The sequence below is a fragment of the Rhizobium sp. P28RR-XV genome (genome assembly GCF_012641385.1).
Taxonomy (GTDB): Bacteria; Pseudomonadota; Alphaproteobacteria; order Rhizobiales; family Rhizobiaceae; genus Rhizobium.
Genome location: NZ_JABAIG010000004.1, coordinates 47,356 through 60,790, shown reverse-complemented (window position 1 = coordinate 60,790; position 13,435 = coordinate 47,356). Strand labels below are relative to the sequence as shown.

General features: G+C 61.5%; 13 protein-coding genes. 4 read left to right on the top strand and 9 right to left on the bottom strand.

Annotated elements, in window-relative coordinates:
* A complete protein-coding gene (locus HGP12_RS09680) occupies nt 1-1,014 on the bottom strand; it encodes a DUF2125 domain-containing protein (protein ID WP_168840010.1) in 1,014 nt (337 codons plus the stop codon).
* A gap of 11 nt (nt 1,015-1,025) precedes the next feature.
* Here HGP12_RS09680 and HGP12_RS09675 point away from each other — a divergent pair, with 11 nt between their 5' ends.
* Nucleotides 1,026-1,598, top strand: coding sequence for a gamma-glutamylcyclotransferase (locus tag HGP12_RS09675; RefSeq protein ID WP_168840011.1), 573 nt, complete (start codon nt 1,026-1,028; stop codon nt 1,596-1,598).
* A 32-nt stretch (nt 1,599-1,630) separates the two neighbouring features.
* Here HGP12_RS09675 and HGP12_RS09670 read toward each other — a convergent pair whose 3' ends face one another.
* The 4 genes from HGP12_RS09670 to ftsE form a co-directional block, all read right to left on the bottom strand.
* Nucleotides 1,631-2,434: a 1-acyl-sn-glycerol-3-phosphate acyltransferase gene (locus tag HGP12_RS09670; RefSeq protein WP_168840012.1), complete on the bottom strand. Its 804-nt coding sequence runs from the start codon at nt 2,432-2,434 to the stop codon at nt 1,631-1,633.
* 141 nt (nt 2,435-2,575) lie between these two features.
* Nucleotides 2,576-3,292: a YdcF family protein gene (locus tag HGP12_RS09665; protein ID WP_168840013.1), complete on the bottom strand. Its 717-nt coding sequence runs from the start codon at nt 3,290-3,292 to the stop codon at nt 2,576-2,578.
* Between the two features lie 75 nt (nt 3,293-3,367).
* Nucleotides 3,368-4,315, bottom strand: a complete 948-nt coding sequence (locus HGP12_RS09660) for a cell division protein FtsX (RefSeq protein WP_168840088.1) — start codon at nt 4,313-4,315, stop codon at nt 3,368-3,370.
* Nucleotides 4,316-4,406: 91 nt separating this feature from the next.
* Entirely contained in the window at nt 4,407-5,066 is a 660-nt protein-coding gene (ftsE, locus tag HGP12_RS09655; protein WP_168840014.1) for a cell division ATP-binding protein FtsE, read from the bottom strand.
* Nucleotides 5,067-5,276: 210 nt separating this feature from the next.
* Here ftsE and HGP12_RS09650 point away from each other — a divergent pair, with 210 nt between their 5' ends.
* The 3 genes from HGP12_RS09650 to HGP12_RS09640 all read left to right on the top strand — a co-directional run bounded on the left by HGP12_RS09650 (nt 5,277) and on the right by HGP12_RS09640 (nt 7,095).
* Nucleotides 5,277-5,942 carry a hypothetical protein gene (locus HGP12_RS09650; protein ID WP_168840015.1) on the top strand — a complete coding sequence of 222 codons (666 nt, stop codon included), beginning with the start codon at nt 5,277-5,279 and terminating at the stop codon, nt 5,940-5,942.
* Between the two features lie 85 nt (nt 5,943-6,027).
* Nucleotides 6,028-6,576, top strand: a complete 549-nt coding sequence (gene hpt / locus HGP12_RS09645; RefSeq protein WP_168840016.1) for a hypoxanthine phosphoribosyltransferase — start codon at nt 6,028-6,030, stop codon at nt 6,574-6,576.
* A gap of 159 nt (nt 6,577-6,735) precedes the next feature.
* Entirely contained in the window at nt 6,736-7,095 is a 360-nt protein-coding gene (locus HGP12_RS09640; protein WP_069612925.1) for a response regulator, read from the top strand.
* 73 nt (nt 7,096-7,168) lie between these two features.
* Here the strand turns inward: HGP12_RS09640 and HGP12_RS09635 are convergent, their stop codons facing one another.
* The 4 genes from HGP12_RS09635 to argH all read right to left on the bottom strand — a co-directional run bounded on the left by HGP12_RS09635 (nt 7,169) and on the right by argH (nt 13,413).
* Nucleotides 7,169-9,967 carry a TIGR02302 family protein gene (locus HGP12_RS09635; protein WP_168878705.1) on the bottom strand — a complete coding sequence of 933 codons (2,799 nt, stop codon included), beginning with the start codon at nt 9,965-9,967 and terminating at the stop codon, nt 7,169-7,171.
* A gap of 354 nt (nt 9,968-10,321) precedes the next feature.
* A complete protein-coding gene (lysA, locus tag HGP12_RS09630) occupies nt 10,322-11,593 on the bottom strand; it encodes a diaminopimelate decarboxylase (protein WP_168840018.1) in 1,272 nt (423 codons plus the stop codon).
* A gap of 13 nt (nt 11,594-11,606) precedes the next feature.
* The gene (lptM, locus tag HGP12_RS09625) at nt 11,607-11,801 is read right to left on the bottom strand and encodes an LPS translocon maturation chaperone LptM (protein WP_149635830.1); all 195 of its coding nucleotides are present in this window, start codon (nt 11,799-11,801) and stop codon (nt 11,607-11,609) included.
* A 211-nt stretch (nt 11,802-12,012) separates the two neighbouring features.
* Nucleotides 12,013-13,413 (bottom strand): argininosuccinate lyase, encoded by a 1,401-nt coding sequence (gene argH, locus HGP12_RS09620; RefSeq protein ID WP_168840019.1) that lies wholly within the window; start codon nt 13,411-13,413, stop codon nt 12,013-12,015.
* Between the last annotated feature and the right edge of the window lie 22 nt (nt 13,414-13,435).

Genomic DNA, 13,435 nt, shown 5'->3' with positions numbered 1-13,435 from the left:
TCAGATCGGCGGAATCTTGCCGAGCGGAATGAAGCCGCTGAGCGAGAGGCGGCCGCGATCGGCGGTGAGATCAACGGAGACCTTGTCGGCACCGTTGGCAAGCGCCTTCAGCATCTTCGTCGCCGTCTTGATGATGTTCTTGGCAGCGGGGAGCGCCGCGGTCAGGCTATCGCCCCACGGGCCGATCTGATTGATCTCCAGCTTGAACTGGCCGGACAGGAAGCCTTCGTCGTCGAAATTGAAGGGGCCTGAAAGCGTCATGATGCGGCCGTCGCCAATATCGATGACCGCCTGATGCAGCACGCCCGCAGTGCCGCGAAGCCCCTCCCGGTCGCTGCCGTCGAGCAGGCCGGCCTTACCTGATAGCGTCACGTTGGCGCTCGTCGATGCGGTCGGCAGGGTCTGCGGAAAGTCCTTGATGACGGCATTGGCGTTTTCGACGCCGATGGCGAAATCCAGATCGCCGCCGTTCTGGCTGGCATGCATCTCGGTATGGGCGGCGGTGACATTCACGCTCTGCCCGGTGAAGGAGGAGACGATACCGGCCTTCAACCCTTCGATGACGGTCTGGGTTTGCCCGACGCCGCGGCCTTTGGCGACGAGGTTCGATTGCAGGTCGGTCCATTCCGCCGAAACGGTCAGGCCGGCGGTCGTGCGCAATTCGGCGGGAGATTTCAGGCTCCAGCTGACATGGTTGGGCTGGAAGACCGGTCCCGATGCGCTGAGCGCATGGAAATTGGCCGAAACGCCCCGCGTCTGATTGTCGACCGTCACCGTGTCGCAGGTCAGACCGATGGAGAAGGGGAAGCCGTTGAAGGCCATGTTTTCGCATTTGCCGGCAACGCCGGCGCTGTTCTGTTGGCCGAGCGCCTTCAGGACATTGGCCCTGACGAAACCGGTCGCATAGTACCAGCCGCCGGTGTAGAGGCCGGCCAGCACCACCACCAGCCCCAGCAGGATAAGCCACAGACGCTTGCCTCGACCGGTCGTTACGCTCTGGCTTGACGCTGCCATGTTGTTCTCCAATGGTTGGACTGAAGCTTCACAGTGATTTGGCGTTGGATATGGACGAATTTTGGGTGTTTGGCTACGGATCCCTCATGTGGAATCCGGGCTTTGGTTATGACGCGCGGGCCGAGGCCCTTATTTTCGGTTATCGTCGCTCGCTCTGCGTCCGTTCCTGGGTCCATCGCGGCACAGAGGCGAGCCCCGGCCTGGTCCTCGGCCTCGATCGCGGCGGTTCCTGCCGCGGCATGGCCTTCCGTGTCCCGACCTCTGATTGGGACGAGGTGCTGGCCTATCTGCGCGAGCGCGAACTCGTCACCAACGTCTATCTCGAAAAGACGCTGCCGATCCGGCTCGCCGACGGACGGCGCGTCATCGCCGTCACCTATGTCGTCGACCGCGCGCACAGGCAATATGCCGGCGCATTGGATGCGGTCGAGGCGGCCCATGTGGTGGAAGCCGCCAGCGGGCGCTCCGGGCCGAACGATGCCTATGTCTTCAATACGCTGACGCATCTGCGCGACATGGGCATCCGCGATCACTGGCTTGAACATGTCGTTGCGGAAGTGGAGCGGATGCGAAAAGCTTCCTAGCCATGTCTTCCCTCGCGAGCCATCGCGGTAGCTCAAACCGCTGCGGTCACCTGCTTTGCCTTGCCGAGTTCCGCCAGGCGCTGGGCCGCGGTTGGCGGAATGGGGAGATGCGGGTTTTCGGCGATCGTTTCGACCAGCAGTTCGTCGCTCGCCTTTTCAGTTTCTTCCATCAAACGCGCGAAAAAGGCATCCGGATCCAATCCGGGCTCGATCGGCGGCAGGATGCGCACCTTGAAGTGGCCCGGATATTTGCGGAAGGTCCGGCGCGGCCAGAACAGGCCGGGATGCATGGCAACGGCGACGACGGGTATTCCAAGGTCGCGATACATGCGGGCGATGCCGTATTTGTAGACGGGCTCGGCGCCCGGCGCCCGGCGGGTTCCCTCGGGATAGATGATGAGCTGGCGGCCGGTGGCGAGCTCTTCACGGGTGCGCTTCAAGACGTCGAACATCACCTTGCCGCGCGCGCTGCGATCCACCGGGATCATGCGCTGCTTCTTCGCATACCAGCCGAAGAGCGGAATCCACATCAGCTCGCGCTTCAGGATATAGACCGGATCGTCGAGATAGGGCAGCAGCGCAAAGGTATCCCAGAAGGACTGGTGCTTGGGCGCAAAGATATAGCTGCCCTTCGGAATGTTCTCCAGGCCCTCGATCTCGAAGGTGGTGCCGACGATCTTTTCCATCAGCCATGTGCTCGATTGCGCCCATGCCTTGGGAATTGCGTAGGCCGCCTTGCGCGGCATCAGGAAATAGAACGGCGTCAGCACGATCATGCGAATGATCAGATTGGCATAGAAGACGGTATTGAACAGGACCGAACGCAAGATAATCATCGAGGCTTTCCCAGCGCACCGGCTTGGCACCGGCATTCGAAGGTCTGCCTACACGATTACGGCGTCAATAAAAAGTCGGTGCTTAGTTTCGCGCCTTAAAGCGTGTTGCGATCTTTCAGGCGGGTCTGACTGATCCAGACCTTAGTCGTCGTCATCGAGCGGTTGGCGTGACCGCAAGCCGACCGGGCGTCCGAGGCCCGTGATGTTGCGGGCTCCGGCGAGCAGCACCTTGGCATATTCGGCGATCATCGTGCGCAGCGCATTCGGATCCGTGAACCAGTTCTTGGTCTTGAGATCGGAGTTGACCACCGGATAGGCGATGAAATCGGTCGACGGATCGACATATTTCAGCTCCGCGAGGCTGCGCGGCATGTGGTAGTTGTTCGTCACCACAAGAACGCTTTTATAACCCCTGGCATGAATCCATTTTGCCGCTTCGCGCGCATTGCCGATGGTATCGAGGGCATCATAGCCGATATCGACGCAGCAGTTGAACAGGTTGACGGAGCTTTGCGTCAGCTTGCGGATCTGCGACGGCGTCGTGGTCGGATGCGCGCCCGATATCAGCAGCCGGTTGCCCGCGCCGGTGCGCAGCAATTCCACGGCCTGATCGATCCGTTGATAGCCGCCGGTCAGCACGACGATGGCATCGGCCTTCGGATCCGGCGGCGGCCTCAGGGTGGTGATCGAATCGGCGAAATGCAGGAACCCGCCGAAAACGATGGCGACGAGGAAAATGAAAGCAAAGCCGCCCCAGCGTAGGAGACGGCGAACCAAGCTGCGTCGCACAGGCCTACCGCTGCGGGATTGCTCCTGCAACGGCTGCGAACTCACGGTCTTGCGAGTCGTCAGATCCATGCTCATGATTCGGTACTATACGCCAATTGCGGCAAGGAACGGGCTGGCGAATGGTAAAAAAACACCGCCAAAGCGTCAATTCTGGACACTATCCGTCCTTCCGGGGTCGGAACGGATCAAATCGATTTCGTAGATCGTGCGCATGACGGTGAAACGTGCGGTCAGCGTCGTCAGCAATGCGATGATGATCATGGTGGCGAGAATGCCGATGTAGCCAAGCGCACCGACGGAGAACGTCCCGAAAAGCGCGGTCGCCTGATCGGTCTGCGGCGTGGCTATGGTATGGCTCTGCAGGAGGCCGGCGGTGGCAAAGAACAGGGCGGCGAGCGCGCTGCCGGCCGCAGACCCTTTCAGGCTGATCTTCAGGAAATGCTTCTGGAATTCGTTGGCGACGAAGGTGCTTTCGGCGCCGACGAAATGCAGCACTTCGACGATGTGGCGATTGCCTGACAGCGCGCCGCGCGTGGCGAAGACCACCGTCAGCACCATGGCGGTGAAGACCAGCAGCAGAACGCCAGTGCCGATGAGGACGGTCGTATGCGCCATGGACACCAGCCGGTCGACCCAGGTGCGATGGTCATCCAGAGTCGCCTGCGGGATCTGTGCCTTGAGCAGGCTGCGCATCGCCTCGAAATCAGGAGGATGCGTCTCGTCGATGGTGATGATGACGAGGCGTGGAACGGGCAGTTCCTTGATATCGAGACCGGCGCCGAGCCACGGCTCGAGTAGGCGCGCCGTTGCCGCCTCGTCGACGATCTGGCCAGACTTCGTGCCGACGAAGCTCAGCGCGATATCGCGGGCGTTTGCTAGCGTCTTTTCCATGTCGAGATTGTCGTCCGGCTTGATCTGGATGGTGATCTCGCGGGAAATCTGGCTCTCCCAGCTTGCCGCCGTCGAGCGCACCATGCTGACGGCGCCGAGCGTCAGGCAGGCAAGAAAGGCCATAATGGCGATGACAACGATCAGCGCGTTGCCCTGAATATTGGAGGACGGCACGATCGGTCCGGTCGGGCGCACGCGCATCTCCGGACGCTTGCGTTCCACAGGCGGTGTGCCGGGCGCTTGCCGCGTCTGCGGAGCGCTGGTGCCTTGCGCTTTTCTACGGGGAGCGGGCTCAGTCATAGATATCGAGATGCCCCCCCGATAGGATCATGCGCCTGGCCTCGATCTGATCCATCAGGGCGAGATCGTGCGTGGCAATGACGACGGCGGTGCCGAGGCGGTTAAGCTCCAGAAACAGGTTGAGCAGGCGGCGCGCCATCGGCGGGTCGACATTGCCCGTGGGTTCGTCGGCGAGCAGGATTTCCGGGCGGTCGATGAGGGCGCGCGCGATCGCTGCGCGCTGTTTCTCACCGCCCGACAGAACCGGCGGCAGCACATTGATGCGCTCGCCCAAGCCGACCCATTTCAGCAGTTCCAATACGTCGGTGCGATAGGAGCTTTCATCCTTGCCGCGCACGCGCAGGGGCAGGGCGACGTTTTCATAGGTTGTGAGATGTTCCAGCAGCCGGAAATCCTGAAAGACGATACCGACACGACGGCGCAGCAGCGGCAATTCACTGCGCGGGATCGAGGAAATCTCCCGGTCGAACATGCGGATCAGGCCACGCGTCGGCTGCAGCGACATGAAGAGCAGCCGCAGCAGGGTCGTCTTGCCGGCGCCGGAGGGGCCGGTCAGGAACTGGAACGATTTCTTCGGTATGTCGAAGCTCAGGTCGCGGAGGATTTCCGGACCCATGCCGTAGCGCAAACCGACGTTCTCAAAGTGAATCAACGGGCAGTCCAGTCTTCCGCAGGGTTCAATCAGGCGACTTGTTAACCAACGGCGTTAACAGCCGGTAAACTTTTCTGGAAAGGCGCCCTATTCATGGCGATCTTTGCGAAGCATTAACCATTAAAATTTACGACTGGGCCGGATTCGTTTCAATGCCCAGATTGGTAATGGGCGTCGAAACCATGTGGATCACCGCAAAGGGAGGTCATCATGGGCGCTTTTCGCTACCGTCAACAGCAGGCGGGGATGGTTTATGACCTCATTCCGCCCGAACGCGGATCGGGATCCGGCCAGGCGCATCGCTTCATGCCGAAGCCCGATATCGTCGATGCCGAATTCGTGACCGTCTCCGGCGCGCGCGGGAAAGCCGCATCGGGCGTCAACATGCGCTATGGCGGCCGTTCGCAAACGCGGCCACAGCCAGCGACCCGCAAGAATGCTCTCTCGCGCATCCTATCCGTCCTGCGTGGCGCGGAAGAGGTCCTGCAGCAAGCGTCGCGTCGCAGTTTCATGGCGCTCATCGTCTCTCTCGCCATATTGATCTTCGGCCTTTCAGGCGGTTTTTCGGGTCTGTCCGGTGCGGCCGCCGAGGGAGTGGCCGAACCGCTTCAATTCTCGCATGTGACATTGACGCCGCGTGACGAGAACGGGCTGCAGGTGCTGAAATTGAACGGCATCATCGAAAATGCCAGCGGCGCCACGCTTTCGGTACCGCAGGTGCGTGCCGATCTTTTCGCCGGCGATCAGCTGGTCAGGAGCATCGTCGTGGATACGCCGATCGATCGTCTCGGACCGCATGAAAGCCACGGATTTTCGACGCGATTGCAGCATCCCGGTGGAAAAACGCCGGATGTTCGGCTTTCCTTCATGCCTTAGGGGGTGTGTCGGGCCTGCTGATTGTGCTACGGGCTAAGGCTTGATCGGCGGCCGAGGGCCGCGCAGCCATGGAGCATGCCAAGCAATGCCTGTCGTACGCGGGAAGAATATCGAGCCGCTTTTCACTGCTGAGCAGATTGCCGAGCGCAATCATGCCATGGCGAAGGAAATTGCCAGCGGGCCGACGAAAGATCTCCTCGTTATCGCCATCCTCAAAGGTTCGTTCATCTTCGCGGCGGACCTGCTGCGCGCACTGCACGACACGGGACTGGCACCGGAAGTGGAATTCATCACCCTTTCGAGCTACGGCGCCGGCACGGTTTCCCAAGGTGTGCGCATCGTCAAGGATATCGACAGCGATGTTAAGGACCGCGACGTCCTGCTGATCGACGATATTCTGGAATCGGGCCGTACGCTGCGTTTTGCCAAGGAGCTGCTCTACGAGCGCGGTGCCCGCAACGTCACTCTGGCGGTCTTGCTCGACAAGACCGTCAAGCGGCAGGAAGAGCTGGAAGCCGATTATGTCGGCTTCGAATGCCCCGATTATTTCGTCGTCGGCTACGGCATGGATGTCGCCTACGCTTTTCGCGAACTGCCCTTTGTGGGCGTCGTCACAGGCGACGCCGAGGCCTGATTCCAAGTTAATGCAGGCGGCGCGTCCGCCTGTCCCATTCTGCTCCGGCGATGACGACTCATTAACCACGGAGCCCGATCGCCTATCCGTCGTTTACCTATCGCAAACGGAATTCTGGTGATTTCGGTCGCGGAACATGACGGACCAGGAGCACGGACCATGGCAAAAATTCTGATCACGGAAGACGAAGACTCGCTTCGCACCTTCGTCGCCCGCGCGTTGCGCTTGGACGGTCACGAGACCGAGGAGGCGGCTGACGGCGCGGAAGGTTTGGAGAAACTGAAGCAGGGCGGCTATGACCTCCTGCTGTCGGATATCCGCATGCCCGTGATGGACGGCATCGAGCTTGCGCATCAGGCGCATTCGACCTGCCCGGGCATGAAGATCCTGCTGATGACCGGCTATGCCGAGCAGCGCGAGCGTGCCGACGACCTCATGGAAAAGATCGTCGACGTGGTCGCCAAGCCCTTTGCGTTGCCGGATATTCGTAAGGCGGTTGCGCGCGCACTGGCTGCCTGAAGATCACCGCTGGCCAGCGCAAAGGGTTTGTGCTGACTTTCTCCTGGCCATTGCGGATGGACCCGAAATGGCCCTACTGCCCGAGGTTCAGCAGCCGCTCCAGATAGCGCCGCTCTTCGCTCAAGGACGGATTGTTGCTCAGCCGCTCGCGAATGGCATCGAGAATTTCGCGGGCGCGCTGGGCATCGATGATCTTCGGCACCATGTTTTCATTTGCGCTATCCATGAAGCCGCCGGTATCGCGCGATCTGCCAAGCGGATCGCGGCCATTCTGATTGCCCTGGCCCATTTGTCCGGGCATCTGCCCTTGACCCTGGCCTTGCCCCTGTTGCTGCATCTGCGCCATCAGCTGGTTCATCATCTCGCGCGTGCCCTTGCGCAAGGCGTCGAGCGCGCGCCCCTGGCCCTGCACGGCGCCTTCGCCATTGCCTTCAGAAAGCCGGCCTGACGCGCCCTTCATCTCCTGCTGCGCCTTGCCGTAATTCTGGTTCGGCTTCATGCCCAGCGAGCCCAGGTCTTTCTGCAGCTCGCCGAGCTGCTTGCCGAGATCGTCCTGCTGCTTGCGCAGTTCTTTCAACGCGTCGCGCAGCTGATCGGCCGTCATGCCTTCGGTTGGGTCGTTGCCCTTCTGACCTTGCTGATTTTGGCCTTGCTGATTTTGGCCCTGCTGATTCTGGCCTTGCTGCTGATCCTGCTGGTCCTGGCTGCGCTGACCCATATCCGGGCGCATCCGATCGTTGAGGCCGGGCAGCGGCTGGTCCATGAAGCCGTCGCCATCCTCGTTGGGATCGCCGCGTTGCATGCGGTCGCGCATGGCCTGATCGAACTTGAAGGTCTGATCCATCAGCTTCTGCTGGTCGCGCATGATGCGGCCGAGCTTGTCCATCTGCTCGCGCATCTTGTCGTTGGCTTCGCCTTGCTGTTGCTGTTGCCCGCGCTGCGGCCGTCCGGCCTGGAGGCTGTTCATCAGCTGCTGCAGCTCCGAGAGCATCTGCTGCGCGGCCTGGCGATTGCCGGAGCGGGCCAGATTCTCGATCTGATCCATCATCCGCTGCAGGTCCTGCTGGCGCAGGATATTGGCGGAGCGTTGGTTGGGCTGCGCCGGCATGTTGCGCATGCGCTCGGCAAGCTCCTTCATATAGGCGTCCATCGCCTTGCGAAGCTCGTCGGTCAGCTTCTTGATCTCTGCGTCGGAGGCATTGCGCTGCAGGGCATCGGAAAGCTTCTGCTGGGCGTCGCGCAGGGCCTTCTCCGCATCGGTCAGCTGCGCGTCCTCCATGCCGAGCGCGATCTGCCAGAGATAGTCGGCCGTATCCTTCAAGGACGCTTCGCCGCTTGCGAGCTTCATGCGCGTCAAAGCGGATTTGATCGCAAGATAATTGCCGAGATCGGGAATCGCTTCTTCAGGCCGGATAGTCAGCGATTTGTTGAGCTCGATCGCCTCCGGCATCTTGCGGGTATCGAGCGCGAAGACCTGGCGCTCTTCCGCCACGGCCGCGGCAAGCGGCTGGCTGAAATTGCGTGACGGCAGCACCATCTCGTAGGGTGGGCTGCGGCCGGTCTGGCCCCCACCGTCCTTGGCAACCAAAGTGATGCGGACGCGCTTGCCGGCGAGCGGATCCTGCGTCAGATCATGGCTTGCCAGAGCCTTGCCGTTGCGGCGGTCGCGACGCGGAAGCTCCAGCTTGTATTCCGGCGGGCCGTAAAGTGGAGTTGCCGCGGGATCGGATTCGACCGGCACGATCTCCGCGTGGGCTTCCTCGACGCCGTAGTCGTCCTTGACCCTGAAGCCGAGCTCCAATGCGCCGTTGGCCGTTGCGTGCGGGATGCCGTCGAACGTGATTTCCGGTGGCTTGTCGACCACGACGTTGAACGACCAGGACTTGCCGTTAACCGTCAGCTCGCCGTCTTTTTCAAGCTTGAGGACATGGGTGCGGGCAATCATTCCATCCGCAGTGGGGGTATTGGCCGCGGCGGGCGTATTGGTATTGCCGCTGGCTGCCGGTTGCGCCGCTGGGATTGCTGGCAGTTTGGCACCCGCCGGGCCTTGCTTGTCGGCATCGGCGGACTGTTCGGGAATTTCGGCGCCCTTGTCGCTGCCGGCTGACCGGAACAGCACCTTTTCATCCGCCGACGCGCCCGTCACACGCACCGTGAGCTCGGAAAATTGCGGCACGTTCAAGCTATTGCCGGTATTGGCGACATTGCCGGTCAGATAAACAGGCGCTTCGCCCGTATAATAGGGCGGGGTAACCCAGGCATCGACGCGAACATCCGGATTGCTCGATGTGGAAGGAGACGCCGTGAAGGCGTCGCCCAGCGAGCCGCCGCTGTTGGACATGGAAAAGCTGAAGGCCGTCACCAGCAGCAATGCCGGGATGGCGCGCAATGCAAAGCGGTCGTAACGGGCGATATCCGGCCGGGGCAGACCGGCATCCAATGCGGCGATGCGTTCCGCCATGCGGGTCTGGTGCTCGCGCCAGAGCGCACGCGCAAAGGGGGTGTCGAGCGCCGGCTCATCCTCCTGCACCGTGACGGGCTGGTGGGCGAGGCCGTTGCGTTCTTCCAGCAGGCGGTCGGCTTCGGTGGTATTCGGCCAGCGCAGGCGCCTCAGCGGATAAAGAGATACGGCGAAGCCGACGGCAAAGACGGCAAGCATCAGGAAGCGGAGAATATCCGGCGCAATGCGGAAAATGCCGAACCAGGCGGCGGACAGGAACAGGGCAAGAGTGGATGCCGGCAGCAGGAGCCGCGGCAGCAGTTGCTCCGAAACCAGCACGATCCGAGCAAAGAGACGCTTGACCGCGACCATGCGCGCCAGCGCCGGGCGGGTGGCGAAAGCGCCCTTCTTAGGGTTGCTGGGACTGGTCATCGGTCCGGTCTTCTCCCGATCTGACGTTGATGGCTAGAGCATGATGCCGAAAAGTGTGATCGGTTTTCGGGCGACATCATGCTCTACTTCTTTGATCCTAGAGCAGATTCAGATTTTGGGTCCAACAGACCTAAAATCATCCGGCTCTAGTAGCCCTTTGGCGATGGCGTGGCGTCCCACACGCCCGCGCGGCGCCCGGCAGACGCCAATCAATCAAAGATAACATTCTTTGTGGCGAAGACGAGGGCAATGGGCTCGAAAGGCTGTTTTTTCATCGAACTTCGCTGAAACGTGATCGATCGGGCAGGACGGATATTTGGGTTATCCTGCCCGAAATTCATGAATCGAAACCGATTATCCCTCGAGCCAAGCGGGGATCGAATCCAGGCCGATCAGCTCCTCATAGGTTCCACGCGGGCGGACGACATGGAATTCATTGCCCTTGACCAGCACTTCCGGAACCAGAAGCCGGCTGTTGTAGGTGCCGGCCTGCACGGCGCCGTAGGCGCCGGCGGAACCGATGGCGAGGAGATCGCCGGGCTTGGGCTGCGCCATGTCGCGGTCGAGCGCCAGATAATCGCCCGTTTCGCAGACCGGGCCGACGACATCGGCCTTGATGCGCGCGGTATCGGCGGCGGCGATCGCAACCGGCCGGATCTCGTGATAGGCCTCGTAGAGCGTCGGGCGGATCAGGTCGTTCATCGCGCCGTCGACAATGACGAAGCTCTTGCTGCCGCCATCCTTCACGTAGATGACTTCCGTCACCAGTATGCCGGCATTGCCGACGATCAGGCGACCGGGTTCGGTGACGATCCTGCAGTTGAGGCCGCGCAGCTGGTTCTTGACGATCTGGGCATAGGCATCGGGCAGGGGCGGAGGATTGTTGTCGTCGCGGTAGGGAATGCCGAGGCCGCCGCCGATATCGACATGGTGAATGGCGTGGCCGTCGCCGCGCAACGTTTCCACGAGATCGCGCAGCAGCTTGAAGGCGTCGTCGAAGGGCTGCAGCTCGGTGATCTGGCTGCCGATATGCATGTCGATGCCGGTAGCATTGATACCAGGCAGGCTGGCGGCGCGGTCATAGACAGTGCGGGCGCGCTCCCAGGAAATGCCGAACTTGTTTTCCTTCTTGCCGGTCGAAATCTTCGCATGCGTGCGGGCATCGACATCCGGATTGATGCGGAAGGAAACGGGCGCCACCTTGCCAGTGCGGACGGCGCGCTGGTTCAGCACTTCCAGTTCCGGCTCGGATTCGACGTTGAAGCAGTAGATGCCGGCTTCGAGCGCGACGTCCATTTCCTGCGCCGTCTTGCCGACGCCGGAGAACATGATGCGGCTTGCCGGAATTCCCGCGGCGAGCGCGCGGCGCAGCTCGCCGACGGAGACGACGTCGACGCCGGCGCCCAGCCGGCCGAGCGTCTTCAGCACCGCCTGGTTGGAATTGGCCTTCACGGCATAGCACACCATGGCATCGACATCGCCGAAGGCTTCCGCGAAGACGCGATAATGGCGCTCCAGGGTGGCCGTCGAATAGACGTAGAAGGGCGTGCCGACCGCCTTGGCGATCTCGGGAACCGGAACATCCTCGGCGTAGAGGATGCCGTCGCGATACTGAAAATGGTTCACGGTCGCTGCCTAATCAGAGAAGCGGATCGAGGAGGAACTTCTTGTCTTCGGCGCCTGGCTCCTTTGTCGGCTTGGAGACGTCACCGCCTTTGGTCGCATGAGCACTCGGAGGATCGAGAGGGCCTTTGCGGCCACATCCGACGACGGCAAGGCCGACGACCGAAAGCACGACGGTCAGGCGGATGATGTGCGGCATGTTGATCTGCATCGAAATCCTCTTGGGCGACTAGCGCATGATGCCGAAAAGTGTGAGCGGTTTTCGGACAACATCATGCTCTATTTCTTTGGTTTTAAAGCCGGATGATTTTCGGTCGAAACGACCGAAAATCATCCGGCTCAAGCGCGAAAGTCACTCTTCTTAGCGAAGTTTCCTGCGCTTGTGCACCCCGATTGTGTAAGTCCCGTTTTCGTCAGTCTTTTCAGTTGCGGGCGCGCCAGAAGGCGATCTGCTTGCGCACCTCCGAAGGTGCCGTGCCGCCGAAGCTCTTGCGACTGGCAACGGAGGCTTCGACCGTCAGAACATCGAAGATCTTGTCGGTGATATCAGGGTGAATCGCCTGCAGATCCTGCAGCGACAATTCCGCCAGCTCGCATGATTTGCTTTCGGCAAGCGCCACGGCGCGTCCCGTCACGTGATGGGCGTCGCGGAACGGCAGGCCCGCCTCGCGCACCAGCCAGTCGGCAAGGTCGGTGGCGGTGGAATAACCGGAGCCGGCGGCGGCCTTCATGCGGGCGGTGTTGATCGTCATATCGCGCATCATGCCGGTCATGGCGGCAATCGCCAGTTCCAGGCTTTCGGCGGCGTCGAACACCTGTTCCTTGTCTTCCTGCATGTCCTTGGAATAGGCGAGCGGCAGGCCCTTCATGATCGTCAGCAGCGCCACCAGCGAGCCGTTGATGCGGCCGGTCTTGGCGCGAACGAGCTCGGCCGCATCCGGGTTCTTCTTCTGCGGCATGATGGAGGAGCCGGTGGAGAAGGCGTCGGACAGGCGCACGAAGCCGAATTGCGGCGTCGACCAGATGACGATCTCTTCGGCCAGCCGCGACAGATGCATGCCGGCGATGGCGGCGATCGACAGGAATTCAAGGGCGAAATCGCGGTCGGAGACGGTGTCGATCGAATTGCGCGTCGGCTCGCGGAAGCCGAGCGCCTTGGCCGTCATGTGGCGGTCGATCGGGAAGCCGGTGCCGGCAAGGGCTGCGGCGCCGATCGGCGATTCGTCCATGTGCTCGATGGCATGGCGCACGCGCGAGCGGTCGCGGCCGAACATCTCGACATAGGCCATGCAATGGTGGCCGAAGGTGACGGGCTGCGCCGTCTGCAGATGCGTGAAGCCGGGCATGACGCTGTCGGCATGTTCCTCGGCCCGGTCGAGGAAGGCAGAGATCAGCTCGGTCAGCGCCTGCTCGCATTTCTGCAGCTCTTCCTTGACCCAGAGGCGAAAATCGAGCGCGACCTGGTCGTTGCGCGAGCGGGCCGTATGAAGACGTCCGGCAGCCGGGCCGATCAGGGTCGCAAGCCGCGCCTCGACGTTCATGTGGATGTCTTCGAGGCGGCGGGAGAACTCGAAATTGCCGCTCTCGATCTCTGACAGGATCGTGTTCAGGCCGTGAACGATCTTGTCTTTATCCTCGGCTGAAATGATGCCTTGATGGGCGAGCATGCCGGCATGCGCGATTGAGCCGCGGATATCCTGTGCAAACAGCTTCTTGTCGAAATCGATCGAGGCATTTATCTCCTCCATGATCGCCGCGGGGCCGGAAGCGAAACGCCCGCCCCACATCTGGTTGGAGGATTTGGTGTCCGTGCCGTCAGTCATGAGATGCCCACCTGGAGAATGT